This window comes from Bacillus haynesii, assembly GCF_001969855.1.
Taxonomy (GTDB): Bacteria; Bacillota; Bacilli; order Bacillales; family Bacillaceae; genus Bacillus; species Bacillus haynesii.
The window spans coordinates 354,969-378,586 of sequence record NZ_MRBL01000016.1 but is presented as its reverse complement, the minus strand read 5'-3'; the positions used below and the strand labels follow the sequence as shown (position 1 = coordinate 378,586).

The 23,618-nt window shown below is 47.9% G+C and carries 33 protein-coding genes; 16 read left to right on the top strand and 17 right to left on the bottom strand.

All coding sequences use genetic code 11. The annotated features are described in order from the left end of the window. Positions 1–65: 65 nt before the first annotated feature. Positions 66–278 (bottom strand): YqzH family protein, encoded by a 213-nt coding sequence (locus BTA31_RS14875; protein ID WP_003183240.1) that lies wholly within the window; start codon positions 276–278, stop codon positions 66–68. 274 nt (positions 279–552) lie between these two features. Between BTA31_RS14875 and BTA31_RS14870 the strand changes: the two genes are divergently transcribed. From BTA31_RS14870 to BTA31_RS14860, 3 genes are all read left to right on the top strand, one after another. Beyond that, positions 553–1,815: a Y-family DNA polymerase gene (locus tag BTA31_RS14870; protein ID WP_076792791.1), complete on the top strand. Its 1,263-nt coding sequence runs from the start codon at positions 553–555 to the stop codon at positions 1,813–1,815. A gap of 15 nt (positions 1,816–1,830) precedes the next feature. Then, positions 1,831–2,169, top strand: coding sequence for a YolD-like family protein (locus BTA31_RS14865; protein WP_076792789.1), 339 nt, complete (start codon positions 1,831–1,833; stop codon positions 2,167–2,169). A gap of 210 nt (positions 2,170–2,379) precedes the next feature. Next, on the top strand, positions 2,380–3,021 hold the full coding sequence (locus BTA31_RS14860; RefSeq protein ID WP_076792786.1) for a FusB/FusC family EF-G-binding protein: 642 nt from the start codon (positions 2,380–2,382) through the stop codon (positions 3,019–3,021). Positions 3,022–3,072: 51 nt separating this feature from the next. On the opposite strand, the gene BTA31_RS14855 is transcribed toward BTA31_RS14860, so the two are convergent. Genes BTA31_RS14855 through nikA form a run of 6 tightly spaced genes read right to left on the bottom strand, consistent with a single transcriptional unit; the run spans position 3,073 to position 9,349 of the window. Further along, positions 3,073–4,401, bottom strand: coding sequence for an MATE family efflux transporter (locus BTA31_RS14855; protein ID WP_076792784.1), 1,329 nt, complete (start codon positions 4,399–4,401; stop codon positions 3,073–3,075). A 15-nt stretch (positions 4,402–4,416) separates the two neighbouring features. After that, the gene (locus tag BTA31_RS14850; RefSeq protein WP_076792781.1) at positions 4,417–5,202 is read right to left on the bottom strand and encodes an ABC transporter ATP-binding protein; all 786 of its coding nucleotides are present in this window, start codon (positions 5,200–5,202) and stop codon (positions 4,417–4,419) included. Beyond that, the gene (locus BTA31_RS14845; RefSeq protein ID WP_043927006.1) at positions 5,202–6,044 is read right to left on the bottom strand and encodes an ATP-binding cassette domain-containing protein; all 843 of its coding nucleotides are present in this window, start codon (positions 6,042–6,044) and stop codon (positions 5,202–5,204) included. Before BTA31_RS14845 ends, BTA31_RS14850 begins: the two co-directional genes overlap by 1 nt. Position 6,045: 1 nt before the next feature. Then, positions 6,046–6,885 carry a nickel transporter permease gene (gene nikC, locus BTA31_RS14840; RefSeq protein ID WP_076792778.1) on the bottom strand — a complete coding sequence of 280 codons (840 nt, stop codon included), beginning with the start codon at positions 6,883–6,885 and terminating at the stop codon, positions 6,046–6,048. Further along, complete coding sequence (gene nikB / locus BTA31_RS14835; RefSeq protein ID WP_076792776.1) at positions 6,882–7,823, bottom strand: nickel ABC transporter permease; 942 nt, start codon at positions 7,821–7,823, stop codon at positions 6,882–6,884. The genes nikC and nikB overlap by 4 nt, the downstream gene beginning before the upstream one ends. Further along, a complete protein-coding gene (nikA, locus tag BTA31_RS14830) occupies positions 7,820–9,349 on the bottom strand; it encodes a nickel ABC transporter substrate-binding protein (protein ID WP_076792773.1) in 1,530 nt (509 codons plus the stop codon). Before nikA ends, nikB begins: the two co-directional genes overlap by 4 nt. A gap of 272 nt (positions 9,350–9,621) precedes the next feature. On the opposite strand from nikA, the gene BTA31_RS14825 reads away from it, so the two are divergent. Further along, positions 9,622–9,834 (top strand): hypothetical protein, encoded by a 213-nt coding sequence (locus tag BTA31_RS14825; protein WP_043927010.1) that lies wholly within the window; start codon positions 9,622–9,624, stop codon positions 9,832–9,834. 143 nt (positions 9,835–9,977) lie between these two features. Here BTA31_RS14825 and BTA31_RS14820 read toward each other — a convergent pair whose 3' ends face one another. Then, positions 9,978–10,592, bottom strand: coding sequence for an esterase/lipase family protein (locus BTA31_RS14820; protein ID WP_076792770.1), 615 nt, complete (start codon positions 10,590–10,592; stop codon positions 9,978–9,980). 398 nt (positions 10,593–10,990) lie between these two features. Between BTA31_RS14820 and BTA31_RS22870 the strand changes: the two genes are divergently transcribed. The 3 genes from BTA31_RS22870 to BTA31_RS14810 are packed head-to-tail and all read left to right on the top strand — an operon-like array spanning position 10,991 to position 12,514. Continuing rightward, positions 10,991–11,161 (top strand): hypothetical protein, encoded by a 171-nt coding sequence (locus BTA31_RS22870; RefSeq protein ID WP_158039120.1) that lies wholly within the window; start codon positions 10,991–10,993, stop codon positions 11,159–11,161. Positions 11,162–11,177: 16 nt separating this feature from the next. Continuing rightward, the gene (locus BTA31_RS14815; RefSeq protein WP_076792768.1) at positions 11,178–11,546 is read left to right on the top strand and encodes an antibiotic biosynthesis monooxygenase family protein; all 369 of its coding nucleotides are present in this window, start codon (positions 11,178–11,180) and stop codon (positions 11,544–11,546) included. Further along, positions 11,543–12,514 carry a bifunctional GNAT family N-acetyltransferase/GrpB family protein gene (locus BTA31_RS14810; protein ID WP_076792765.1) on the top strand — a complete coding sequence of 324 codons (972 nt, stop codon included), beginning with the start codon at positions 11,543–11,545 and terminating at the stop codon, positions 12,512–12,514. The genes BTA31_RS14815 and BTA31_RS14810 overlap by 4 nt, the downstream gene beginning before the upstream one ends. 14 nt (positions 12,515–12,528) lie before the next feature. On the opposite strand, the gene BTA31_RS14805 is transcribed toward BTA31_RS14810, so the two are convergent. After that, positions 12,529–12,726, bottom strand: a complete 198-nt coding sequence (locus BTA31_RS14805; protein WP_043927017.1) for a CDGSH iron-sulfur domain-containing protein — start codon at positions 12,724–12,726, stop codon at positions 12,529–12,531. 108 nt (positions 12,727–12,834) lie between these two features. On the opposite strand from BTA31_RS14805, the gene BTA31_RS14800 reads away from it, so the two are divergent. Then, positions 12,835–13,158, top strand: a complete 324-nt coding sequence (locus tag BTA31_RS14800) for an iron-sulfur cluster biosynthesis family protein (protein WP_020452052.1) — start codon at positions 12,835–12,837, stop codon at positions 13,156–13,158. 13 nt (positions 13,159–13,171) lie between these two features. Next, on the top strand, positions 13,172–13,411 hold the full coding sequence (locus BTA31_RS14795) for a YqkC family protein (protein WP_003183211.1): 240 nt from the start codon (positions 13,172–13,174) through the stop codon (positions 13,409–13,411). A 23-nt stretch (positions 13,412–13,434) separates the two neighbouring features. Here the strand turns inward: BTA31_RS14795 and BTA31_RS14790 are convergent, their stop codons facing one another. Next, positions 13,435–14,364: an alpha/beta hydrolase gene (locus BTA31_RS14790; RefSeq protein WP_043927018.1), complete on the bottom strand. Its 930-nt coding sequence runs from the start codon at positions 14,362–14,364 to the stop codon at positions 13,435–13,437. 142 nt (positions 14,365–14,506) lie between these two features. On the opposite strand from BTA31_RS14790, the gene BTA31_RS14785 reads away from it, so the two are divergent. Continuing rightward, a complete protein-coding gene (locus BTA31_RS14785; protein WP_043927019.1) occupies positions 14,507–14,740 on the top strand; it encodes a YqkE family protein in 234 nt (77 codons plus the stop codon). A gap of 41 nt (positions 14,741–14,781) precedes the next feature. Here BTA31_RS14785 and BTA31_RS14780 read toward each other — a convergent pair whose 3' ends face one another. From BTA31_RS14780 to mciZ, 4 genes are all read right to left on the bottom strand, one after another. Then, entirely contained in the window at positions 14,782–15,702 is a 921-nt protein-coding gene (locus BTA31_RS14780) for an aldo/keto reductase (protein WP_043927020.1), read from the bottom strand. 73 nt (positions 15,703–15,775) lie between these two features. Then, positions 15,776–15,976, bottom strand: a complete 201-nt coding sequence (locus BTA31_RS14775; RefSeq protein WP_275667494.1) for a DoxX family protein — start codon at positions 15,974–15,976, stop codon at positions 15,776–15,778. A 13-nt stretch (positions 15,977–15,989) separates the two neighbouring features. Next, on the bottom strand, positions 15,990–16,595 hold the full coding sequence (locus tag BTA31_RS14770) for a TetR/AcrR family transcriptional regulator (RefSeq protein WP_076792760.1): 606 nt from the start codon (positions 16,593–16,595) through the stop codon (positions 15,990–15,992). Positions 16,596–16,681: 86 nt separating this feature from the next. Further along, positions 16,682–16,825, bottom strand: a complete 144-nt coding sequence (mciZ, locus tag BTA31_RS14765; protein WP_076792758.1) for a Z-ring formation inhibitor MciZ — start codon at positions 16,823–16,825, stop codon at positions 16,682–16,684. 76 nt (positions 16,826–16,901) lie between these two features. Here mciZ and BTA31_RS14760 point away from each other — a divergent pair, with 76 nt between their 5' ends. The 4 genes from BTA31_RS14760 to BTA31_RS14745 all read left to right on the top strand — a co-directional run bounded on the left by BTA31_RS14760 (position 16,902) and on the right by BTA31_RS14745 (position 19,436). After that, on the top strand, positions 16,902–17,459 hold the full coding sequence (locus BTA31_RS14760; protein WP_094777439.1) for an NUDIX hydrolase: 558 nt from the start codon (positions 16,902–16,904) through the stop codon (positions 17,457–17,459). After that, positions 17,456–18,619, top strand: coding sequence for a TIGR00375 family protein (locus BTA31_RS14755; RefSeq protein ID WP_076792755.1), 1,164 nt, complete (start codon positions 17,456–17,458; stop codon positions 18,617–18,619). Before BTA31_RS14760 ends, BTA31_RS14755 begins: the two co-directional genes overlap by 4 nt. Positions 18,620–18,640: 21 nt before the next feature. Further along, the gene (locus BTA31_RS14750) at positions 18,641–19,093 is read left to right on the top strand and encodes a GNAT family N-acetyltransferase (RefSeq protein ID WP_076792752.1); all 453 of its coding nucleotides are present in this window, start codon (positions 18,641–18,643) and stop codon (positions 19,091–19,093) included. Positions 19,094–19,157: 64 nt separating this feature from the next. Beyond that, on the top strand, positions 19,158–19,436 hold the full coding sequence (locus BTA31_RS14745) for a hypothetical protein (RefSeq protein ID WP_076792749.1): 279 nt from the start codon (positions 19,158–19,160) through the stop codon (positions 19,434–19,436). On the opposite strand, the gene BTA31_RS23710 is transcribed toward BTA31_RS14745, so the two are convergent. The 3 genes from BTA31_RS23710 to BTA31_RS14735 all read right to left on the bottom strand — a co-directional run bounded on the left by BTA31_RS23710 (position 19,365) and on the right by BTA31_RS14735 (position 21,592). Then, positions 19,365–19,718 carry a GNAT family N-acetyltransferase gene (locus BTA31_RS23710; RefSeq protein WP_422109658.1) on the bottom strand — a complete coding sequence of 118 codons (354 nt, stop codon included), beginning with the start codon at positions 19,716–19,718 and terminating at the stop codon, positions 19,365–19,367. The two genes, BTA31_RS14745 and BTA31_RS23710, sit on opposite strands and share 72 nt — an antisense overlap. A gap of 35 nt (positions 19,719–19,753) precedes the next feature. Next, positions 19,754–19,924, bottom strand: a complete 171-nt coding sequence (locus BTA31_RS23705) for a hypothetical protein (protein WP_422109657.1) — start codon at positions 19,922–19,924, stop codon at positions 19,754–19,756. Positions 19,925–20,110: 186 nt separating this feature from the next. After that, the gene (locus tag BTA31_RS14735) at positions 20,111–21,592 is read right to left on the bottom strand and encodes an NCS1 family nucleobase:cation symporter-1 (RefSeq protein WP_076792747.1); all 1,482 of its coding nucleotides are present in this window, start codon (positions 21,590–21,592) and stop codon (positions 20,111–20,113) included. A 264-nt stretch (positions 21,593–21,856) separates the two neighbouring features. Between BTA31_RS14735 and BTA31_RS14730 the strand changes: the two genes are divergently transcribed. Next, positions 21,857–22,156 carry a PTS sugar transporter subunit IIB gene (locus tag BTA31_RS14730; protein ID WP_043927029.1) on the top strand — a complete coding sequence of 100 codons (300 nt, stop codon included), beginning with the start codon at positions 21,857–21,859 and terminating at the stop codon, positions 22,154–22,156. A gap of 19 nt (positions 22,157–22,175) precedes the next feature. Further along, entirely contained in the window at positions 22,176–23,522 is a 1,347-nt protein-coding gene (locus BTA31_RS14725) for a PTS sugar transporter subunit IIC (RefSeq protein ID WP_043927030.1), read from the top strand. Positions 23,523–23,618: the final 96 nt, after the last annotated feature.

The following is a 23,618-nucleotide window of genomic DNA, read 5'->3' as shown; positions in this document are numbered from 1 at the left end:
AGGAATTTCTAAATGCTGGGTGATAAAAGGCTTCCGTATAAAGGAAGCCGAAAGGAAAAATCGATTTATGATGAGAATAAGCCTTGATTTGTGACATAATCATAGATGACATCCTCGATATGGGCATGCAGCCCTTCATTCGGCTCCTCGATCCGCCTTTCCTGTAAAGCCAGCTTCAGGATTTCTTTTTCACCGGGGCTGAGCGGATCGGTTGCAACATTGCGTCCGTACTGCTTCAGCGCCTGTCCGAGCATTTTTTCAATCAGTTTCTCATCCATTTGTCTTCTCCTTTAGGAGCGCTTTTTCTTTTATCTTACTAAGAAAAACAGATGTTCTCAAGGGAACTTTCAAATTGAACCATCAAACTGAATGCGGCAACATTCCGAATTGGAATGATCAACCATGTCACCTTCTTTCCAAAGAAGGTGTTTTTTATTGCTTTCAGCCAGGATTTTCTTTGGATAAAATTACGCCTGGAAATCGAACGTATATTCGGAGTATAGTATTCATACACTAATTGTACGAACATCAGTTCTTGCTGGAGGGAGAGATATGGATTACAGTCAATATCCGTCGCGTTCGGTTTTGTGCGTTGATATGCGGAGCTTTTATGCAAGCTGTGCCGCAGTCCTGCTCGGACTTGATCCGATGACCTGCTTGCTGGCGGTTGTCGGAAACACGGAGCGGCAGGGGAGCATCGTTCTCGCTGCTTCTCCGGCTCTGAAAAGAGAGTTCGGCGTTCAAACGGGAACAAGGCTTTATCAGCTGCCGGATGATCCGCGCATCAAGCTGGTCAATCCGAAGATGGGGCTGTTTGTCCGCGTTTCTACTGAGCTCACCCGGCTGTTCTGCCGCTATGTGCCGCCTGATGCCATTCATACGTACAGCGTGGATGAAAGCTTTATTCAGGTGGACGGTGTTGAGAGCATATGGGGAGACGCCCGAACGATTGCGATGAAAATTCAAGATGATATGGAAAGGGAGTTTGGCCTTCCCTGTGCTGTCGGAATCGGACCGAATCTGCTGATGGCAAAGCTGTGCCTTGACCTTGAAGCGAAAAAATCAGCAGACGGGGTGGCCGTCTGGGGCTACGAAGACGTGAAAACGAAGCTGTGGCCTCTGTCTCCGCTGCGCCGCATGTGGGGAATCGGCTCCAGGCTGGAAAAGACGTTAAACCGGATGGGGATTTTTACAGTCGGCCAGCTGGCGCACTATGATCTCAGGCGGCTCGAGAAAACATTCGGGGTGATGGGAAACCAGCTCTATTATCACGCCTGGGGCATCGACCTTTCAGCGATCGGAGCGCCGATCATGGAGGGGCAGGTCAGCTATGGAAAAAGCCAGATTCTGCTTCGTGATTATCCGAATCCGGATGAAGTCAAGCATGTCATTCTTGAAATGTGTGAGGAAGTGGCCAAAAGGGCGCGCGCCCACCGCCAGGCGGGCCGGACCGTCAGTCTCGGCGTCGAATACAGCCGCGATGAGCTAGGCGGCGGATTTTACCGTTCAAAAACAATGGAAAGCCCTTCAAATGTCACGCTTGATCTCTACCACACATGTCTGGCACTGTTCGAGCGGTTTTATGCCGGCAAAACGGTTCGGAAAATTTCCGTCTCTTTGTCCAATATTCAAGATGACACCAATATGCAGCTTAATCTTTTTCGCCCTGATCAGGAAAAGAAGCGGCAGCTCGGGTATGTGATGGACGGCATCAGAGAACGGCACGGCTCAACAGCGCTTTTGCGGGCCGTTTCCTATACAAACGCCGGGACGGCCCGGCTGCGGTCAAAATTGGTCGGAGGCCATCAGGCATAGAAAGGAGAATCATTTATGCTTCGCGACAGAGGCAGTATCAAATGGGTTTCCATGATGCTGCCTGAGCACGTGGAATTGCTCAGGGAATATCATGAAAGCTTTCAAAAACTCAAAAAACCGATCCTGGATGAACAAAAATATGAAGAATTCAATGAAATCATTTGTGAAGCGATGGCAGAAAACAGGTTTTTGCAATTTGCCTATTACCGGCAGGGGGAAGTGAAAACGCTCGCCGGCCGGATTCACTATGCTGACGCCTTGAAAAGGGAGCTGCGGATCGTAAACCGAGCGGATGAAATATGCATTTTAAAGATGGAGGATATCATTGAGATTGAATACGATTGTCGTTTATAATAGAATCAGTATTCGGAGGTGGATAAAATGGTAAATGACATTCATTTGCCGATTGCAGCGTCTCATGCAAAGCCTGTTATCTTGAAAGGCGATACTTTGCATGAGGCGGGGTTATAAACAAATCGCCTAAAAAAGCAAGGTATCATTTCTGATCATCCGGCTTTGCACCTTATTTTTAAATATAGATCTATAAATAAGGAGCTGGCAGAAATGAAGACACCTTTTATCAGAAATGACCAATATAATTTTATTAAGTTTCAAACGGACAGCCTCGTCCAGGGACATGCGAACATCAATGACGAAAACGTACTTGACGCTGTGAAGTGCAATGCGCTGGATCAAGTGTTCAATCTGTTTCCTGATCTCAGCAGCGATCAAAAGTCTTTGCTGCAGAAGATGACAGAAGTGGAAGACAGCAGTGAAGCGATGCGCTTTTTAGCTGAATTGAAACTTCATGTGATTCCATTTCAGCGTGTAACGGTAAAGACTGCTAAAAAGCTGTTCTCTAAAGTGAAAAAGTTAAAGACGCCCGAATTTGAGCAGATGGATTTCAGCGGATATTCCTACCTGGGATGGAATGATGCAGGATCAGGCAGGAAATACATGATTGTGGACGTCGACGGAAAGCTGACCGGAATACACGGCACCATCAAATCCAGCAATAAAAAAGGAATCTGCTCGATATGCAACAGGACCGAAGAGATCGGACTGTTCATGGCCCGGGTGAAAAGCGGGAAAGAAACCTATACGGACAGAGGCAATTACATTTGCTGTGACAGTGAAAAATGCAATCAAAATTTGATGACGCTGGATCATCTGAACCATTTCGTCGCACAATTAACGAAAGAATAAACGTGAACAACCCCGGCTAAGCTTTAGCCGGGGTGTTTTATGATTTGACCTTTAGCCTGCCTCTCTCGCGGCGCTCCGCTCTCCGAAAAGACGGGTGGTTAGCCCGGGAACAGCCATACATAAGAATACGGAACGTCCAAGGCTGAATAAAAGAAAAGCGAGCCACAGGCCATGGTTTCCGAAAGCGGGCACAGCGGTAAAAAAGGCGGCGAGGAAGACGAGAACAGCCAAAAACATTGAATTTCTGACCGGGCCTATTTCGGTGGCACCTGTGAAAATCCCGTAAAAAACAAGTCCGAAACTTGCGGCCAAAGGAAAGAGAGCGATCCAAACATCGTAAGTTTTCGCTGCTTCCAGAACGCTTTCAAGCGGTGTAAACAATGAAAGAATTGCATCTTTCAAAAGAAAGTAGCCGACTGAAAGCAAGGCGGCTGAGATCAACGACCATTGGACCGAAAGAGAAAGCGTACGGGAATAGAGATCCCGGTCCATTCTTCCAACGGCTTTTCCGGCAAAAATGCTCGATGCATTGGCAAACCCGTCAAAAACATAAGCCATCAAATAATGAATTTGAATCAAGATCGCATTTGCGGCTAAAATTTCAGCGCCGAAGCCGGCTCCTTTAGCCGTAAATAAATTGAAAACCGTCAAAAGGCACAATGTCCGAATCAATAGATCGCGGTTGACAACCATCATTTTTTTAAATGGTTTCGGGTCGAATAAAAGCTTGACGGACGGCAGCTTAAACGGCATGGCGGCATTCGTTTTCACAAGCCAGCAGCCGATCAGGCACCCCGTCACTTCCGAAATCAAAGTGGCCAGAGCGATGCCGTATACTTCCATGTGAAAGACGTAGACAAAAACGATGTCAAGCACGATATTCAAGACGTTCATCGAAATCTGCAAAAGCAATGTCACTTTGATAAGAGACATTCCCATCAGCCAGCCGAGAATGCAATAGCTGATTAAGGCAAATGGAGCTCCCCAAATCCTCAGTGAAAAATACTGCGAGGCAAATTCAGCGGTATGGCGGTCGGGCTGTATGAGCGTCAGCGCTGCGTATTCAAGCGGTTTTTGCAAGATGATGAACATCAGTCCGGCAAAAAACGCGATGCAAACGGGCCGGGCAAGGGCCAAAACGCTCTCTGCTCTGTTTTGGGAGCCAAGCGACTGAGCGGCGAATCCCGATGTGCTTACCCGCAAAAAACCGAGGAGCCAATACATCGTATTAAAAATCATCGTTCCGACTGCAACACCGCCGATGTAAGCAGGGGAGGAAAGCTGGCCGGCGACCGCCGTATCGACCGCACCCAATAAAGGAGTGGTAATCGTTGAAATGATCAGCGGAACGGCGAGTGCTAGATACTGCTTGTGATTCATCTGTTAAGACCTCCCTTAGGATTCAAACACTTGAAGCAGCTTTTTGGCATATGGGTGCCTTTCGGAAGAAAAAAGCTCTTCTTTTTCAAATTGATCGGCAATCTGCCCGTCTTTCATGACCATGATGCGATGGCTCATGAAGTGGACAGCGGCCAGATCGTGGGAAATAAACAAATAGGAAAGGCCCATATCCTCCTGCAAATCTTTGAGGAGGTCCAGGATCTTCGCCTGACTGGTGACATCCAGGCTTGCCGTAGGCTCATCAAAGATGATTAAAGACGGCTGAGTGCTGATGGCTCTGGCGATTAAGGCCCGCTGGCGCTGCCCGCCGCTTAATTCGTGCGGATAGCGGTCAAGGAGGCGCGAGGGAAGACCGACCATTGAGAACAGACGCTCAGCCGTCAGACGACGGCTGCCTCCGCAATCTCTTAAAAATGACGGCATGTCTTGTTTGGAAACATCAAGCGGCTCCATAACTGAATCGATAATATTGAGCTTTGGATTAAATGATGCGGCCGGATTTTGGAAAACAGCCTGCAGCTTTCGGCGCAGTCTTCGGGTCTCTTTTTTGTTTATGCCGGTAAGCGGATGTTGATGAAGCCTAATCTCTCCGTGATCGACTTTTTCGAGCAGCAGAAGGCAGCGTGCGAGGGTGCTTTTCCCGCTGCCGCTCTCGCCGGCGAGCCCGAGGCATTCGCCTTTTCGAATGGAGAATGATACATTGTCAACCGCTTTGTGGCCGCAAGCGTAATGTTTTGTCAGATTGCTGACAAAAAGAACGGTCTCTGCTGAATGGGTCATCACGCACCTCCTGTTCCCGCCAGCGCCGTTTCCTTTGTTTCAGGCGCGGCTGACGTCAGCCTCGGTGGAGGATTTTTCAGCGGCGGGATGGCCGCGAATAAACACCTCGTATATTCATGTGCCGGCTGTCTGATTAAATCAGCGGTTAAGCCGCTTTCGACGATTACTCCGTTTTGCATGACGGCGGTATGATCGGCGTATCTTTTGACAAGCCGCAGGTCATGAGTGATAAAAAGGATGGCGCAGTTTGTTTTGGCGCGCATCACGGCAAGCTGTTGCAAGACGTCTGCGGCCGTGATGCTGTCTAAAGCCGTCGTCGGTTCGTCTGCGATGAGAAGCTTCGGGCGGAGCACCATCGCTTGAGCGATCGCGGCCCTTTGCAGCTGCCCTCCGCTCAATTGAAACGGGTAGCTTTCATATACTCTGTTTTCCGGCAGAGAAACCTCCCGAAAAGCGCGGAGAATCGCTTCTCTTCGCTTGTTCTTAGACCAATCTGTATGCGTTTTGACCATTTCGTCAATTTGTCTGCCGATCCGTATAAAAGGGGTGAATGCTCCGTGACAGTCCTGAAAAATACAGGCGATATCCTTTCCGCGCATGCGTCGGAGTGCTTTGCGGCCGGCTTGAAGCATCTGTTGACCCTCAAATATCACGTCTCCGCCGGTCACCGTTAGCCCGTCCGGAAGCAGCCCGGCTATGGCCGAAGCGGTCAGACTCTTTCCGCTGCCGCTTTCCCCGAGCAGCGCGAACCATTCACCCTCATGGATCGAGAAGGAGGCATTTTTGACAATGGTGTGCTGTCGGGAGCTGATTGATAAGCCCTCAATGGATAACATCGGCATGCTAAGAAACTCCTTTCTTGTGTTTAACGTCAAACCTGTCCCTTAAACGATCACCGTACAGGTTGGACAACAGAACGATGAACATGATCGCAAGACCGGGAATCACCATAAGCTGAGGCGCATGCAAAAAGTAATGTTTTCCGTCGTTCAGCATGGCGCCCCATTCCGGGTATGGAGGCTGAGCACCCAGTCCGATATAGGACAGGGCAGCAATCATTAACACCGTTTTTCCGATATCAAGTGTCGCAAGTACGGAAACGTTGCCGAGAACATGGGGCAGCAAGTGTTTTTTTAAAATCGCCCCGGAGCTTAAACCCGTCAGCTCGGCCAAGGCGATGTAATCTTTTTGTTTTTCCGAAAAAACCGTGCTGCGAACCAGTCTTGCATAGCCGACCCATTTGACAGCGACGACGGCCAATATTAAGTTCATCAGCCCCGGACCAAGCAAACCGCTTAAAACAATCGCGACAATATAGTCCGGAAACGCCATCACCGCATCAACAATTCTCATGATCATCCGGTCCAGCCGTCCGCCGAAAAAGCCGGAGACAAGCCCGACAGGAACGCCTATGAAAACGGAGATCAGAATCGCGGCCAAGGCGGTGCCGACCGTCGCTTTCGCACCGGCGAGCATCCGGGAAAATATATCTCTGCCCAAATGGTCGGTCCCGAGCCAATGCTGCATGCTGATCGGCTGAAGGCGGTTGGCCATATCTGTGCGGAGCGGATCGAACGGCAAAAAGAAGGGGACGGTGAACAGCGCCGCGGAAAACAGCAGCACAAACCACAGTCCTGTTTTGGATCGGAATATATGTTTGACGTTTTTTCCGTTTTTTCTCATCGGCGTCCAGCCTCCTTTAAGCGAATTTCCGGATTGAGGTACCGATAGGAAAGGTCGACTAAAAGATTGATCAGGACAACCGCGATCCCCATGAAAAGAATGTACCCCTGAATGATCGGATAATCACGCTGAACGATGGCATCAACGACAAGCTTGCCGACGCCGGGATATGCAAACAGGACTTCAATAATCACCGTGCCGCCGAGCAGGCTGCCGAGGCTGACCCCGAATATCGTGATGACAGGGACAAGGCTGTGGCGAAACGCGTGAAAGAAGAAAATTCTCGCCTCGCTGATGCCGCGTGCTCTGGCTGATCTGATGAAATCCTGACCAAGGCTTTCGATCAGGCTCGACCGTACAAGGCGGACATAAACGCCCGACATCGCGATCCCCAGCGTGAGAGAGGGGAGAATCAAATGTTTAAACGTTCCGGCTCCCATCGACGGCAGCCAATTCAGCCTGACGGAAAAGAGATCGATCAGTATCAAGCCGAGCCAAAAGCTTGGGAGCGCGGCTCCCACTAAAGCGAGCAAGCGGCCGAGATGATCGATCCACCGATCCCGGTATAAAGCGGAAAGCGTTCCGACCGGCACGGCAATCAGCAGCATAACGAGAAGCGATGCGCCGGTCAGAAGCAATGTCGCCGGGAATTTCCGGCTGAGCTCGTCGATGACGGGCTCGTGTGTTGTATAGGATTTTCCCAAATCAAATTGGAAAAAGCGCTTGAACCAGTTCCAATATTGAATATAAACCGGTTTGTCCAAACCGAGTTCCTCTCTGAATGCCTCGATCTGCTCGTCCGTTACCGCAACATCATCTACGCGAAGCATCTGTTTCACCGGATCACCGGGAGCCGCTTTCATAAACACAAAGCTGATAAATGAAAGCAGGAATAGGAACAGGACCAGTTCAAACAGCCGCTTGGCGATCTGCTTCATTTCGTTTTCACATCCAAATCTTTCGTCAGCATATAATACTCACTTTTGCTCGTTTCCCAATTTAATACACCGTCTCGGTATGCTGTGATGTTTTCCGGAGTGACGATAAAAGAGTTCAATGTCTCCTTCTCGATCAATTCAGCTGCTTTTTTGGCAAGTCGGTTCCGCTTCTCTTCGCCGATCGTGCGGTTGAATTCCTCAATCCATTTGATCAGGGTTTGATTTTCGATGCCGCTGTAGTTTAAAGCGCCATTCGGCATATAGGCGGTGTTCAGCAAATAGCCGGCATCACCTCTGGGCGCGGTCATCGAGCTGTATGTCGCCAAATCCCAATCATCGTTCTTCGCCAAATACTCATCGATATTTTCGACTTGCTGAATCTTAATCGAAATGCCCAATTCCTTCGCATTTGATTCAAGAATTTGTGCGATTAAAGGCAATTCCGGACGAGACTGATAGGTTAGCAGTGTAAAAGATAAGGCTTTTCCGTCCTTTACGGCTTTGCCGTTTTCAAGCTCGTAGCCGGCTTTTTTCAGCTCAGCTTTTGCCGCTTGCAGTCCGCTCGGCTTTTGAACCGTATCGGCGGAAAATGGGAAATCCGTTAAGAAGGGGCCGTCTGCCGGCTGAGCATGTCCGTTCAAAATGCTTTCAGCGATTTCTTTGCGGTCCAGTAATGCGTCGAAGGCGCGGCGCAGGTGACGGTCAGCAAGATGATCCTTCTTTGTATTGTAAAGAATCTGGTGAACGCGCATGCTCGGCACCGAATCAACGGTAATTGACGAATCTTTTTGAATTTGGTCAATATCCTCCACGCTCGGTCTGTAAATGATGTCGGCATCTTTTGATTGGAGAGCCATAACGCGGGCGTTTGCGTCTTCATTAAACGAGAATGTGACGTGCTTCAGCTTCGGTTTGCCGTCCCAATAATCGTCATATCGTTCTAACTCTATTTTATGGCCGGCCTCAAAAGAGGAAACTTGGAAAGGGCCGGTTCCGACGGGCTGTTGAGAAATGTTTGCTGCGCTGACGTCAATGATCGATGTGTTCGGATGAACCAATTCTGAAGGGAATTCGGGAAACGGCACCTTCGTTGTAATCGTCAAGGTTTGGCCTGCAGCTTTTATTTCTTTGATTTTTAAGGCGTTCTTCATGGCTTTGCTCTCGCGTATCGTCCGTTCTAAAGACGCTTTTACCGCTTTGGCATCCGCTTTTTTGCCATTTTGAAACGTCAGATTGTCTTTAAGGGTGAAGACCCAAGTTTGTCCGTCTTTACTTTTCCAATCCTTGGCAAGCCAAGGTTCGATGGAAAGGTCAGCGCTGATTTTGACGAGTGTTTCACTGATGCCGGCGCGGACAGCCGTATAATTGACATCAAGATTCGGGTCAAGGGTTTGACTTGGAATATTGAAAAGAAAGGTGAGTTTCTTCTCATCACCTTTCGCTGAGTCAGCGCCTCCGGCGGAGCAGGAAGCGAGAATGAAGAGAAAAACAATCGGTATGATCATGCGTTTTGCTATGTATGCCATAGGTTATACCTCCAAAAAGTAATGATTACGATTTTATTCTTTCATTATCATAGGGGATATTCCCTTTATTGTAAACAGGAATTTTTGCTCGCGTTTGCTGAAAGTTCGGGGACAATTTTTTCGGAGCCCGGCCAGCTTTTCCATATAAAATAGGTCTGCAAAAAAGAAAGCCCGAATAATTTGAAACAAGGGAGTTAATGGAACGATTTACAGGGGGAAAAAATATGCTGTTAATAAGATGTTCAAACAGCAAGTGAAAGGAGCCAAAAGTGATGATGATTACAGTAAAAATACGCCATACCGCTGAAACCGAAGGCACAGACATAGGTGACTTCACTCCTGCTGAACTCGAAAGCATCGTCCAGACGATCAGAAAATACGGAGCTTGGCTTACGCCTGATGCCGACGCAGATGATTATAAATTTACATTCCAGGATGCTAAATACAATCTCGAACAAAGAGTTTTTGAAATCATTGTGGAATAATCATATGACGGGGTTGACGGACACTGAATGAACGGTCGGAAATGGCGTTTATTTAGAGTCCTTTTTATTTTTGCCGGGCGGGAAGACAGTCCCGATAAATGAGGAACCTTGAAGAGGTATAGCCCTTCAAGGTTCCTTCACTTTTACTTCCCGTTGGCGGTCAGCCCGTCTTTAATCAAGGCATTCACTTTGCTGCTGAACAAAAGGCCGACATGGCTTACGCCTGAGATTTGCACATTGTTTGCACCATCAAGTTTGGAAAGGCTGTTTAAGACGATATAGTCGCTTGTGCTGTAAACCGAAGTGTATGAGATTTTGTCATTCTGAGGTGCCGTGTTTGTAACGAGACGATTAGCGCCCCCAAGGGTAACGACATGTCCGACTTTATCTGCGCCATCCAGATTTTTAATATAATAGAGCGTATTGGCCCCACCCATGCTGTGGGCGACAATATCGACTTTTGATGCTCCTGTTTGATTCAGCACACGCTTGATGAATTCGGATAATCTCGGCGCATTGATTCTATTATTTCCTGTTTTATCGATAAAGTTGATGGCGTAAAGCTCACTGCTTGTCCAGCCTTGAGATTGTAAATACGATTTAATGCCGATGAAGTTATAATCGGCTCCGCCGATGCCGTGGACCATAACGACCGGATTGTGGGAAGCGGCGGAAGCTGTTGAAGGCCGGAACGAAAAAACGGATACAACAGACAGCATGCAAATCAATAGAATTGATAAAAATGAATGACGACGCATTGTTTCTCCTCCTAAAAAAGTAATAAGTTCACAACAACGACAATTCTATAAAACGAACATATGAAAACGAAGTGTAAATTTATCTATTTTTCACACCCGAAAATAGAGCCGTATATGAAACGATTTTTTGGCGCTGGGCGTGCCGATTTCCTACGGGGCTAGGAGAGTGAAGCTTTCTAGGGAGGTGGCAAATCGATTTGTGCAGTTGAATTAGAACTAAGAACTTTCTCCTATTAATCTACTGACGTATTAAAATGGTAAATTAGGAGCGGGAAACGGTATAATAAAGAAGCATATCTATTGCTGAGTTGCAGAACGTTTGTGCCGATGATCAGGTACAATGTTGAAAAGGAGAGGTTAGATCTTGATGAAAACGTAGGCATTGAAAAAATGCGCTTGTGCTCTCATGTGCAGCGTTTTTCCGACTGCAAAACGGTCCGCTGCATGTCAACAAAGTGTTGATTGCTTATCAGCGGGTAATGGATTTTCAATTGAATAAAGAAGCAAAAACATCAGACGTTTCGAATGATGACAGACAGGATCAAGTCCTGTTTATCAAAGAGCTGTAAATCAAGGGGGATGAATATGATTTCAAAAACGCCGGAGCCGCCGTATTACGCGGTGATTTTCACATCGGTCAGAACGAACGGGGATAATGGCTACAACGAGACGGCTGCAAACATGCTAAAGCTTGCCGCAGCACAGCCCGGCTTTTTAGGAGCAGAAAGCGCAAGGGACATGAACGGAAAGGGAATAACGGTTTCCTATTGGGAAAGCCTTGAAGCGATTGAAAAATGGAAGTTTCACAGCGAACACCGGCAGGCGAAGGAAAAAGGCCGAACAGAATGGTATTCTGACTTTGCTGTGCGGATTGCAAAAGTTGAAGACGCCAGGATTTCGGAGCGGCCTGGCCGGCTCCCGTCAGATGGCACCAACGGGAAGGAGATGCAATGATTCAATTGTTAAATCAAAAAGACCCGCACACGGCCCGCTGCATTGTAAATGTTCAAAGGCCGGCTTATGAAAGAGAAGCGGAGATCATTCAATTTCAAGGCATTCCGCAGCTGAATGAAACGGCTTTTGATGTAATGGATTCCTGTGAAACTTTCATCGGCTGGTTTGAGGGGGAAGAATTAGCCGGAATCGCTTCCTTTATACATACAGCCGAAAAGCTGACGATCTGCAGGCTGGCCGTTCATCCGGTCCATTTTCGAAAAGGGATTGCAATGGCACTGCTTCGTTATATATTGATGGAGAAGGAAGCCGAATCGTTTGAAGTGACGACGGGAGCGGGGAATGAGCCGGCAAAAGCGCTGTATCGGAAATTGGGATTTTCCGAGGTTAAGCAGTATGAACCTGAAAAAGGAATTGTTCTTTCAAGGCTTATGCTGCAGGCGCCGAGAAAGGTCAAAGTCGTCTCCTATCAAGAGGAGTGGAAGGGCGAATTTTCCAAAGAAAAAAAGCAGCTTGAAGCGCTTTTTCAGAATGAAGTCTTGCATATTCACCACATCGGAAGCACGTCCATTCCGGGGATGAGCGCCAAGCCTATCATTGACATATTGATCGAAGTGAACGATCTCGGCTCCGCCGCCGGCTTCGAAAAGGGGATGAAAATGCTCGGCTATGAACCGAAGGGGGAAAACGGAATTCCAGGGAGAAGGTTTTTTCAAAAAGGGGGACGGAACCGTACACACCATGTCCATCTGTATGAAAGCGGGCATCCCGATATCAGACGCCATCTCGCGTTTCGGGATTATTTAATTTCCCATCCGGAGCGGGCAGAAGAATATGCTGCTCTGAAGATGAAGCTGGCGGAGATGTTTCCGTTTAACATGGCGGGCTATGTTGAATGCAAAAACGGCTGGATAAAAGAGACTGAGCGCTTGGCTGAACAATGGGAAAGGGCAGGGGAGGACAGGTAAAGCCCCCTCCTGCTTCAGGCTCTGACACAAGAGTTAAACGTTCCTTTATGGCTTCCGTCACAGTAAGGCATTTTCAGCGATTTTCCGCATCTGCAGAGCGAAAAAGCGGGTTTTTCAGGAAACGGGTTTCCTTCCATGTCGATCAGTTCGACGTCTCCCGAAACCCGGAAACCGCCGTTGTCCATCACTTTAATCTGCACTTTTTTGGGCATCATTCCACCTCCGAATCCCTTCATATTTATGCCTGACAGCCGGAAACGATGCGCTTTTTCCCGACCCGTGGTACAATGTCCGTAAACGTAACAAAGAAGGATGATATCATGCAGCTTGAAATCACTGCTCAGGCAAAACAAGCCATTCAACGGGCAACAGAGCCTTACCCTGATAAAAAGATCCAGCTCCGCTATGATTCCGAGGGCTGCGGATGCGCGGTCAGCGGCGTACCGGTCTTGTGGCTGACGGACGAATTATCGGGAAGTTGCGAGCCTCTTGAGACAAACGGGCTTCCGATTTATATTCAGTCATCGCAAAAAGTCTTTTTTGATGAAGCGATGACCATCGATTATTATGAGAAAGCGGGTGCGTTGATGCTGAAGAGTCCGGCACAGGTGCTTTCTCCCAGAATGAGTATTTTAGTGAAATAGGGTGGCGTTCGATTTGAATCAAAAGGTAAAATCTTTAAAGCAAACCGCTCAAAATAAAACATGGGCGTCCTTTTTACATCAAAATCATCCGTATACACTCCTTCATTGGTCAATCGGAGGGACAGAGTCCGTCAAAAAGGATGTCTGGCTTCTTCAGGATGAAATGACTTTTGAAACAAAGGAATTTGATACAATTGAGACGGCCATCTCCTGGATCGGCGATCATATGAGCGACATTACGGATATTCTGTAGCATCAAAAGAAGGCGGACGAGACTTATGCTCGTTCGCCTTCTTTGTGCCGGTTTGTGATCTCTTGAAGAAAGTCCCGCACCGTGTTTTTGTAGCTGTTTCTGTTTTGGGTGTAGCTCATTGCGTGCGCTCCTTTTTCAGCGATATAAAGCCTTTTCTTCCCCGGTTTTTTCTCGTAAAGCATTTCGCTCGATTCAGCCGGGATATAGTCGTCGTGTTTGCTGTGAATGAACAGCACCGGTTTTTTGATCTCCCCGACGACGGATAAAGGAGAGACATCACGGATGCGATAGCCGTCCCGCCATCTCAAAAAGAGGCTGGCAAGCGGCAAAATGAAAGCTCCTGGAAGATGAAAATCTTCTTTCAGCCGGTAAATGAGCTGATCCTCAAATGTGGCAAACGGACAGTCGGCCACATAAAAATCAGCGTCGGCATCATCCATTCCCGCGTAAAGAAGCGTCGTGACAGCGCCCATCGATTCGCCGTGAATCCCGATCAGCGCGTGTTCGCCGTGTTTTTCCCTCAGCCAATTGACAACTGTTTTCAAATCGTTTTTTTCATAATATCCGTAGCTCGTCGTTTTTCCGCCGCTTGTGCCGTGCCTCCGGTGGTCATATATGACGGCGTTCCAGCCGAGATCCAGAAACAGATTCATATATTTGATTGAATTCAGCAGATTCACCGTCACTCCGTGGCAGATAATCACGGTGTTTTTCGTTTTGTGCGGGTGGACGTAATACCCTTTAATATTGTATCCGTAAGAAGAAGAGAGGGTGATTTCTTCTTTCGGGAGAGCGGCAAAAGCCTTTTCATCATAGTGGCCGTCGGCCGTTTCCCGCTCAATAATGTATTGGTCGGTCCGTTTTTTAATGTACATGATTTGATTCGTAAAATAGATTCCGAGCGCAGCAATGAACAGCAAAACCGCTCCGGTAGCAGCCAGCCAAATCAACATCTGTTGTATTCTTCCTTTCTTAAATGCTTCTCTCTTTATCATACCACACAACGATTGACATTTGCCGAGAGGGGCGGCTTGCCTGAACTTTTAGATTCCTGATAAACTATCATCACGAACAGGGAGAAACGGAGGACAGGATATGGGAAAGAAAAAACAAGAGGCAAATGCCCGGCAGCTGCTGAAAGATGCACTCGCCGACGACTTGAAACATAAACTTCAGGAAATGAAGAGCGAATTGAAAGAGGAGGACGAAAAAAGAAAAGAGCGTGAGAAAGAGCGGCTCATCAAGGAAAGACAGGAAAGGGAAAAAAATAAAAGCTTTGAAGAACTCCTCAACGAAAACGGACTTGACGACTGGAGGAAGTATAAGTAAGAAAGCCCCGTCTGACCAAGAGACGGGGCTTTCTTATTGCTTTATTCGCGATGTGCAGTGTACACGCCGCGTTTTGTATAAAAGCGGAGCGCTTTGATTTCCTGTTCTGTCAGACCGCGTCCGCCGACAGATTCAACGTTTTCCCGAAGCTGGGAGATTTTGCTCGCCCCGGGGATGACCGCGCCGACAGCCGGCTGGGCGAGAATATACTTCATCGCGGTTTCGGTCGCGGATAAATCCGGCGCTGTTTTTTCAATGTCCGCCTTTGTTTTGACAAGTTCATCGTAGGAATATGATAAATAGCCGTTTTTCTTGATCGCGGCGTTTGCATCTGACAGGGGTTTTTCTGTCAAAATCCCTTTTGCCAAAGGTCCTCTTGCAATCACACTGATTCCATGTTCTTCAAGGAGAGAAAGCCATTCCTCAGGCCGTCTGTCCAACAAGCTGTATTGCATCATGACGGTGACGATGTTTGATTTTTTGACGTATTCCTTAATGACGTTCGGCCGAATCGAAGAAATGCCGTAATGGCGGATGATGCCTTCCTGTTTTAATTCTTCAAAGGCTTCGATCGTTTCGTCGATATTGTCTTCAATCGTTCCGCCGTGCAGCTGATAAAGATCGATATAATCGGTCTGCAGCCGCTTTAAGCTGCGCTTGACGGCTTCTTTTATGTACGCTTTCCGTGGATCCCAGAACCAGCCCGGTTTTCCTTCCTCCCAGCGGTTTCCCGCTTTTGTCGCGAGAATGACATCTTGGCGCCTTGATTTGATCGCTTCACCGACAATTTCTTCGTTGCGTCCAAAATCGTACAGGTCGGCAGTATCCAAATAATTGATGCCAAGCTCCAAAGCTTCATCTAAAATTGACAGTGCGTGCTTTTTGTCTGTTCCGAGAGACATGCAGCCGAGGCCGACTTCACTCACCTGTAAATCGGAATGTCCGAGCGTCCTTTTTTTCATAAGCTTCACTCCTTTTTTTCTTACTTTGAACGTAATACAAAGGAGCGAAGTTTTCAACCCATCGGCATCGGGATCAGAAGTGCAGCTCGAAGATGATAACGCTTAGAGCGCAAATCAAACAAACCGCGGCAGGGATGGCCGTGAAAAAAGGCTGCCGCGCCCGCAATAGGTGGGCATGAATGGCGCCTGTCATAAGCAGGGAGAACAACAGCCCTGAGCCGACAGCCAGATGCACATTCCAAATTCCGCCGATCATGCCAAGCGCTCCGGCGATTTCGAGACATCGTTCACTCCGTTTCTGGATGCTGCGGATTAACGAGCATTCCGTGGATCAAAAGATCCGTGATTTGTTTTGCTAGACTTGAAGGGTCCATTGATCCGTCAAGCAAATAGATATCGGCAAGGTGCTCAATCATGCCTGTCAGGCATTCAGCAACAGTCTCCATTTGCAGGCCGGACCGGAAGTAGCCAAGCTCCTGCTCTGCTTTCAAGTTTTCTTTCAAGGCCAGCGTTAAATCTTTTTTCATTTCGCATGCTTCCGGGCTGAGAAAAAAACCGATGCGGGTCAAATCCGGATCCTCTGCCAAAAACCGAAATACAGCCTCTACAGCGGCCGTTACCCGTTTTGATACGTGTTTTTTCTCGATTCCGTTTTCTAAACGAAACGATTTGATCAGATTTTTTAAGTTCGCATGAAAGTCATTGATCAGCTCGTCATAGATGGCGTCTTTGCTTGGAAAGTATAAGTAGAAAGACGGCTGAGTCAGCCCCGCTCTTTTGACAATCGTACTCACTTTCGTCTCATGGAATCCCCGGTTTGCAAATTCGTTTGCAGCGACTGCGAGCAGCCGCTTCCGGCTTTCTTTGCCTTTACGGCCCTTTTCATTTCCCACATCCATCCGCCTCCAAACAATAATACTCGTGAATAATGTTACTCACGAGTATTATTTCATGCAGTCCTTCTTGATGTCAATGAAAATCAAGCTTTGGGCAGGCGATTTTCTTTTTCAGAAAGCCAGTCTTTCACATAGTGATACATTTGTCCGTATTCCTTCAGCTTGGCGCGGATTTCCCATGCTTTCCCCGACATGACGATGCGGTTATTCAGCCGGTAGACCTTCATGGCGCGTCCCCCTTCCATGGTGTATGATAAAATGTATGGGATCAAAAGCCAGAGCAGAACTTAGGAGATGATCAAACTGAAGCATTTAGAGGAGAAAACCATATCAAAAGAAAAACTTTTTTCAGGCAAGGTGATCGATCTTTATCTTGAAGACGTCGAACTGCCGAACGGTAAAACGGGAAAGCGCGAAATCGTGAAGCATCCGGGCGCTGTAGCGGTGCTTGCTTTGACTGATGAAGAAAATATCATCTTAGTTAAGCAGTACAGAAAAGCGCTTGAACGGACGATCGTTGAAATACCGGCGGGCAAGCTTGAAAAAGGGGAGAAACCTGAATATACCGCGCTGCGGGAGCTTGAGGAAGAGACGGGATACACGGCGGCGAAGCTGGAGAAAATCACCGCTTTTTACACATCGCCGGGCTTTGCGGACGAATTGGTGCATCTGTATCTAGCTGAAGAGCTGACACCGCTTGAAGAAAAACGCGAACTTGATGAAGACGAATTTGTAGAAGTAATGGAGGTGCCGCTTACAGGCGCGCTGAAACTGATGGAAACTCAGGACATCTATGATGCGAAAACGGCTTATGCCGTGCAGTATCTGGAGCTGAAAAAGGCCCTGCAAGCAAAAAAATGAAAGAAATATTCGCAGACATGCATATCCATATCGGGCGGACGGAATCAGGCCGCCCCGTTAAGATAACGGCTGCCAGAACGCTTACGCTCGACGAAATTTTGATTGAAGCAAGCGAACATAAAGGCATTGAACTGATCGGCATTATAGATTGTCATTCACCCGAGGTGCTGGCCGAAATTGAAAAAGGGGTGTCTTCAGGCCGTTATACAGAGCTTGAAGACGGCGGAATCAAATATAAAGATACCGTGCTTCTGTGCGGGTCTGAATTGGAAATCAATGATGACAGATGCCGCGGCCCGATTCATGTGCTGGCCTTTATGCCGTCAATCTCCGCAATGAAGCAGTTTTCCGGCTGGCTCTCAGAAAGGGTGACAAATATCCATCTGAGCTCCCAGCGCATCTATGAGACGGGCATCGGCCTTCAACGGAAGGTGAAAGAGCTCGGCGGTTTGTTCATTCCTGCGCACATTTTTACACCGCATAAGAGCCTGTATGGAAAAGGAGTCAAATTTTCGCTGCAAGAGGTGTTTGACCCGAAGATGATTGATGCGGTTGAACTCGGGCTGAGCAGCGACACCGATATGGCTTCACACGTATCCGAACTGAATCCTTATACATTTTTGACCAATTCGGACGCCCATTCACTTGGGAAAATCGGCAGGGAGTATAATAAGCTGCACATCAAACATGCCAGCTTTCAAGAGTTTTCGCTTGCTTTAAAAGGACAAGAGGGTCGTTGCATTGCCGCGAATTACGGGATGAATCCGCAGTTGGGCAAATATTTTCAAACCGCTTGTGAAAGATGCGGCCGTCTGCAGGAGGCAGATGAAACGGTGTGTAAAGCGTGCAGAAGCCGAAAGTTTACAAAAGGCGTCAGCACGCGTCTAATGGAGCTTTACGATCAGGATGAAAGCCCGGTCAAGCGCCCGCCGTACGTCCACCAGGTTCCACTGCAGCTGATCCCCGGCATCGGCCCGAAAACGATTCAGAAGCTGAAAGAGGCTTTCGGTACTGAGATGAATATACTTCACCGTGTAAAAGAAGGCGATCTAAAAGAAACCATTCGTCCGCAGACGGCAGAGCTCGTGATCAAAGCAAGGAACGGGGATTTAGAGCTGAAAGCCGGAGGCGGCGGAACCTATGGAAAAGTGCAGAGCTAAAGGGGGCTTTAGAAAAAAGGGATGGAGTGGAAACTAAAATCGTATGAGGAATTGTCGAAGGAAGAGCTGTATCGCATCATCAAGCTCAGAATAGACGTCTTTATCGTTGAACAAAACTGTCCGTATCACGAGCTTGATCACTTGGATGAACAGGCACACCATTTATTTCTGAGCAAAGAAGGAGAGATCGCTGCGTATTGCAGGCTGTTTCCGAGCGGCACGGCATACCCGGCGGCATCAATCGGCCGGGTGATCGTCCGCAAAGAAGACAGGGGAAAGGGATATGCGCAGACGCTTCTTGATAAAGCGCTCCGCTTTTTGGAAGGCGAGTGGGGAGAGACAAAGGTCAAGATCAGCGCCCAGAATCATTTGCGTTCCTTTTACGGTTCCTTCGGATTTAATGCAATATCAGACGTCTATATGGAGGACGGCATTCCGCATGTGGAGATGATCAGAACGGCAGAAACCGTATGACTTGCGTTCAGAACCCCGACTTTCTATAATAGTAAGGTAAAAATTTGACAGGAGAGTGGGGAACATGGCCAAAAGCAAGGCAAGGAAAAAGCGCGAGCACATGTTGAGAAACACAGGCAGAGATGCCGCCGCATCAAGAGGCGAGGCGCCTGACTTCAGCACGCACGTCAGAAAAACGAAAAGCAGGCGGGAAGAGCTTGCAAAGCTGCATATGAAACATAAACGAAAGAACCCTTATGATTTGCTTCATGAAGATCATAAGGGTTCTTTTTTAGAAGATGCGCGAATACATGCATGTGTCCCGATACTCGCTCAAATCATTCGAAAGGTCATCGCTCTGTAAAACGGCTTCTAGCTGAAAACCGAGGCGCTCCGCCATTTTTCTGCTCTTCGTGTTCATGCTGTCACAGCATATCTCAAGCCGCTTGGCTCTGACGTGTCTTCTCGCGAAATCAATCAGTCCGTGAAGCGCTTCTGTCATGTACCCTTGTCCGGAAAATTCGGAACTGCGCCAATAGCCGATTTCAAACCGTTTCGCTTTCCAGTTCATGCGGTGAAGACCGGTGCTGCCGACGAATTTCCCCGTTTCTTTATGGAAAATATGCATCCGTAAATCGTTGCGCAAAATAAAATCGGCCTGTGCCTGCCTGACATTGATTTCTACATGTTCTTTTCGGGCATTTCCCTTGCAAACGGCATCCACGGCTTTAGTTCTGAAAACGAAGCTGTAATAGCGTCATATACAGCTTTGCCGTCGCCGGCGCGCGGCGCTCTGATCAGCAGACGCTCTGTTTCAAAGCTGTCCGGAAAATCGAGCAGTATCGGATTCATAGAGTATTCCTCCTGCAGACGTTATTCATCGAATGTTGCCATCGCAACGCTGAAACGGTCTATCTGCCCCGTTTGCATCGTCGTTCTCTATCAATTTATGGGAATTTTTTGATAATATAAGTCTATCATAAGCTGCCTCTGAAAAAAAACGGACAGAAGAAAAGACGATTTTCACTAGTTTCCATATTACCCGCTTATTTTTCTTCCGGCTTCATATTGAGCCGTTTCATTTAAAATGGAATCCGGCGGATGGACGCGCATCAAAAAGATATAGGCGAAGGAAGCGATCAGCACGCCCGAAAACCAGGAGATGTCATAAAGCGGCTTCATGGCGGGGATGTAAGAGCCGATGAGAGACATCAGCGCTCCGAGAGCTACCGCAGCAAAAGCCCTGTAATTATAGCCTTTATCATACATATACTGTCCTCTTGCGGAATAGAGATCTTCCAGGCAGAGGGTGCGCTTCCGGATGATAAAATAATCGGCAAGCATAACGCCTGCGACCGGGCCCAATATTCCGCCGATTGTGCCGAGAAATGAAAACACACTCGCTTCATTCTCCATCAGCTTCCATGGGAAAGTGAACAGGGCCAAAACAGCTGTCAAATAGCTGCCTCGCTTAAAATTGATGTATTTCGGCAAAAAATTGGCCAGGTCATAGGCCGGCGAGACAATATTTGCCGCAACGTTTACCGAAATGGCAGCGATGCAAAGCGTAATAACCGAAAGAGCGATCACGTAAGGATTGTCAAAATGGGCGAGAATATCGACAACGTCCCAAATCGGCTCCCCGAAGGCAGCCTGTGAGCCGGAGGTGACGGTGATGCTTGCAAATGCAAATAGAACGAATGTGCCCGGCAAACCGTAAAACTGTCCTCTGATTTGTTCTTTTTGGGAGGCTGCAAACCTCGTAAAATCGGGAATGTTCAAAATGAGTGTCGCCCATATGCCGATAATCCCCGTCACACCGGTAAGAAATGGCCAAATCATTTCGCCGAATGTTTGAAATTTTCCCGGCTGCGAATAAATCGGACCGAGTCCCCCCGCAATATCGACCGCCCACCACACCATCCCGCCAAAGACGAGATAAACGAGCGGGCCGGCCCAGACTTCAAACTTTCTAATCGACTCCATCCCGTGGTGGAGGACGAGAAGATGAATTCCCCAAAAGAAAACAAATGACAAAAGACCCGATAAATGCAATCCAAACAAGTTCCAATCGCCGCCGATGTCTTTCCAGCCGCTCCACACATTTAAGATCAGGATGTTGATCGCCGTGCTTCCCGCAAACGCTTGAATGCCGAACCACATAATTGCTACAAAACCCCTGAGGAGCGCCGGAATATTAGCCCCGTATATCCCGAAAGAAGATCTGATTAATACTGGAAAAGGCACGCCGTATTTTGCGCCGGCATGTCCATTCAACGCGAGAGCCGCATAGAGAACGATCGAAGCGACAGCGATAATCCCAAGCACTTGCCACGGAGAAAGTCCGATCGCAATCAGTCCGCCAACCGTTGCGTAAGTCGGGATGTTATGGATGCAGCCCATCCAGATCGATGCGAAATTAACCGCTTTCCATGTGCGTTCCTCTGGCTTCAGTGGCTGCAGGTCGCTGTTTGAGAGCGTGCGGTCTGTTTGAATTTTTTCTTGATGGACAGGTTTCATATAATCCCTCCGTTATTTTTAAGGGAAAATATAACTTATTATCCTGAAAAATTCATTAGATAAACTAAACAAATATTTCAAGGCGTTTGTTGAGGTTGACTAAACGAGCCGTTTGGAACGTCTATAAAAATATTGATTTTTATGAAACAGTTGTCTATCGCGATCATAGGATAAAAGACCAGGTTGAAATATTACTCCGCATCATAATGAAAGCGTTTTCTATACAGCGGAGGAAAAGGTGAATCCGAAGGGGGTCAACAAATAATGAAGAAAATTTTATTGGTTTGTGCGGCCGGCATGTCAACGAGCCTGCTTGTCAGCAGAATGAAAAAGCATGCAGAAGCGCTGAACGAAGAAATTGACATCATCGCTCTGCCTGTATCCGAAGCCGGAACTGCCGCGTCAAGCGCGGACGTCGTATTGTTGGGGCCGCAAGTCAGGTACCAAAAGTCACAGGTTGAGGCGAGCGCAGGAGACACGCCGGTCCAGGTGATCGACATGCGAGACTACGGCACCATGAACGGCGAAGCTGTGCTGCAAAAAGCGCTGCAGCTGATGAAATAAAAAAGGAGGGGAGACAGGGATGAGCGGGTTTATGGAGAAGTTTGAGCGGAACGTGGAGCGGTTTTTGGTTCCCGTTGCTGCAAAACTGAATTCACAGCGCCATATATGTGCGATCAGAGATGCTTTTATTCTATCATTTCCGATTATTATGGCAGGATCGATTATCATTTTATTGAATTTTGCCATTTTATCTCCGGACGGGTTTATCGCCAAAATTTTATTCCTTGAAAAGGTGTTTCCGAACTTAGCTGATTATCAGTCGGTCTTTACGCCCGTACTGCGGGGGTCGCTCGATATTATGTCCATATTTGTCGTGTTTCTCGTCGCCCGCAACTTAGCCATCTCAATGAAAGCGGATGAACTGCTTGCCGGATTAACGGCCGTATCCTGCTATTTTATCATTTATTCACCTTACCGCCTGATCGAAAATGAGAGCTTTTTAACGACGAAGTGGCTCGGCGCCCAAGGACTGTTCGTCGCCTTAATCATCGGGATCATCGTCGGTGAAGTGTTCAGCAGGCTATCAAATGCCAAGCGCCTGCAAATTCATATGCCTCCACAGGTGCCGCCTGCGGTCGCCCGGACATTTAAAGTGCTGTTTCCGATCATCTTCATTACGATTGGTTTTGCGATATTAAGCTTTGCGCTGATGTCCCTGTCGAAAAACGGTCTGCATGAATTGGTGTATACCGTGCTGCAGGCGCCGTTGAGAGAGATGGGAACGAATATTTTCACCGTTGTTTTTCTTGGAATCGTCGCCAACTTTTTATGGCTGTTCGGCATTCACGGTCCGAATACGATCGCGGCGATCAGAGAAACGATCTTTGCAGAAGCAAACCTTGAAAACCTCGCTTTTGCCGCCAAAACAGGCTCTGCCTGGAACGCTCCGTTTCCTGAAACATGGGCGCTGAATGACGCCTTTGCAAACTACGGCGGATCGGGTATGACGCTGGGGCTTTTAATCGCAATATTCATCGCTTCAAAGCGGCGGGATTATAAAGATATCGGCAAGCTCTCGATTGGGCCGGGAATATTTAATATTAATGAACCTGTCATTTTCGGACTTCCGGTCGTGCTCAATCCGATCTTCATGATTCCCTTTATCATCGTTCCGGCAGTCAATACTGTCATCGGCTATTTGTTCATCAAGTTTCAGCTGATCCCGCCAATCGCATACGCTGTTCCGTGGACAACGCCCGGGCCATTGATTCCGTTTCTCGGGACCGGAGGAAACTGGCTTGCGCTCGGCGTCGGCTTTCTCTGCCTCGCCATTTCAACGGTGATTTATCTGCCGTTTGTGATGGCTGCCAACAAGACTGTGAATACGGACAGGGAGCATTCCGCGGAAAACAGGGAGGAATCATAACTTTATCGGGGCGCCTTTTACGGGCGCCTGTCTTTTTTCAAAAAAAGTCATGCGGCTCTCTTTTCTCTCATACAATCTATTAAAATCAAAAGCACG

What these genes read in the sequence shown, in the direction of transcription:
- BTA31_RS14815 (WP_076792768.1), top strand. Translation starts at nt 11,178, where the DNA reads ATGATTTCAAAAACGCCGGAGCCGCCGTATTACGCGGTGATTTTCACA.
- BTA31_RS14810 (WP_076792765.1), top strand. Translation starts at nt 11,543, where the DNA reads ATGATTCAATTGTTAAATCAAAAAGACCCGCACACGGCCCGCTGCATT.
- BTA31_RS14755 (WP_076792755.1), top strand. Translation starts at nt 17,456, where the DNA reads ATGAAAGAAATATTCGCAGACATGCATATCCATATCGGGCGGACGGAA.
- BTA31_RS23705 (WP_422109657.1), bottom strand. Translation starts at nt 19,924, where the DNA reads ATGAATCCGATACTGCTCGATTTTCCGGACAGCTTTGAAACAGAGCGT.
- mciZ (WP_076792758.1), bottom strand. Translation starts at nt 16,825, where the DNA reads ATGAAGGTCTACCGGCTGAATAACCGCATCGTCATGTCGGGGAAAGCA.
- BTA31_RS14820 (WP_076792770.1), bottom strand. Translation starts at nt 10,592, where the DNA reads ATGCGTCGTCATTCATTTTTATCAATTCTATTGATTTGCATGCTGTCT.
- BTA31_RS14865 (WP_076792789.1), top strand. Translation starts at nt 1,831, where the DNA reads ATGCTTCGCGACAGAGGCAGTATCAAATGGGTTTCCATGATGCTGCCT.
- BTA31_RS14745 (WP_076792749.1), top strand. Translation starts at nt 19,158, where the DNA reads ATGGCCAAAAGCAAGGCAAGGAAAAAGCGCGAGCACATGTTGAGAAAC.
- BTA31_RS14790 (WP_043927018.1), bottom strand. Translation starts at nt 14,364, where the DNA reads ATGTTGATTTGGCTGGCTGCTACCGGAGCGGTTTTGCTGTTCATTGCT.
- BTA31_RS14735 (WP_076792747.1), bottom strand. Translation starts at nt 21,592, where the DNA reads ATGAAACCTGTCCATCAAGAAAAAATTCAAACAGACCGCACGCTCTCA.
- BTA31_RS14845 (WP_043927006.1), bottom strand. Translation starts at nt 6,044, where the DNA reads ATGCCGATGTTATCCATTGAGGGCTTATCAATCAGCTCCCGACAGCAC.
- BTA31_RS14850 (WP_076792781.1), bottom strand. Translation starts at nt 5,202, where the DNA reads ATGACCCATTCAGCAGAGACCGTTCTTTTTGTCAGCAATCTGACAAAA.
- nikA (WP_076792773.1), bottom strand. Translation starts at nt 9,349, where the DNA reads ATGGCATACATAGCAAAACGCATGATCATACCGATTGTTTTTCTCTTC.
- BTA31_RS14825 (WP_043927010.1), top strand. Translation starts at nt 9,622, where the DNA reads ATGATGATTACAGTAAAAATACGCCATACCGCTGAAACCGAAGGCACA.
- BTA31_RS14780 (WP_043927020.1), bottom strand. Translation starts at nt 15,702, where the DNA reads ATGAAAAAAAGGACGCTCGGACATTCCGATTTACAGGTGAGTGAAGTC.
- BTA31_RS14805 (WP_043927017.1), bottom strand. Translation starts at nt 12,726, where the DNA reads ATGCCCAAAAAAGTGCAGATTAAAGTGATGGACAACGGCGGTTTCCGG.
- BTA31_RS14870 (WP_076792791.1), top strand. Translation starts at nt 553, where the DNA reads ATGGATTACAGTCAATATCCGTCGCGTTCGGTTTTGTGCGTTGATATG.
- BTA31_RS14855 (WP_076792784.1), bottom strand. Translation starts at nt 4,401, where the DNA reads ATGAATCACAAGCAGTATCTAGCACTCGCCGTTCCGCTGATCATTTCA.
- BTA31_RS14750 (WP_076792752.1), top strand. Translation starts at nt 18,641, where the DNA reads ATGGAGTGGAAACTAAAATCGTATGAGGAATTGTCGAAGGAAGAGCTG.
- BTA31_RS14785 (WP_043927019.1), top strand. Translation starts at nt 14,507, where the DNA reads ATGGGAAAGAAAAAACAAGAGGCAAATGCCCGGCAGCTGCTGAAAGAT.
- nikC (WP_076792778.1), bottom strand. Translation starts at nt 6,885, where the DNA reads ATGAGAAAAAACGGAAAAAACGTCAAACATATATTCCGATCCAAAACA.
- BTA31_RS14875 (WP_003183240.1), bottom strand. Translation starts at nt 278, where the DNA reads ATGGATGAGAAACTGATTGAAAAAATGCTCGGACAGGCGCTGAAGCAG.
- BTA31_RS14800 (WP_020452052.1), top strand. Translation starts at nt 12,835, where the DNA reads ATGCAGCTTGAAATCACTGCTCAGGCAAAACAAGCCATTCAACGGGCA.
- nikB (WP_076792776.1), bottom strand. Translation starts at nt 7,823, where the DNA reads ATGAAGCAGATCGCCAAGCGGCTGTTTGAACTGGTCCTGTTCCTATTC.
- BTA31_RS14725 (WP_043927030.1), top strand. Translation starts at nt 22,176, where the DNA reads ATGAGCGGGTTTATGGAGAAGTTTGAGCGGAACGTGGAGCGGTTTTTG.
- BTA31_RS14860 (WP_076792786.1), top strand. Translation starts at nt 2,380, where the DNA reads ATGAAGACACCTTTTATCAGAAATGACCAATATAATTTTATTAAGTTT.
- BTA31_RS14730 (WP_043927029.1), top strand. Translation starts at nt 21,857, where the DNA reads ATGAAGAAAATTTTATTGGTTTGTGCGGCCGGCATGTCAACGAGCCTG.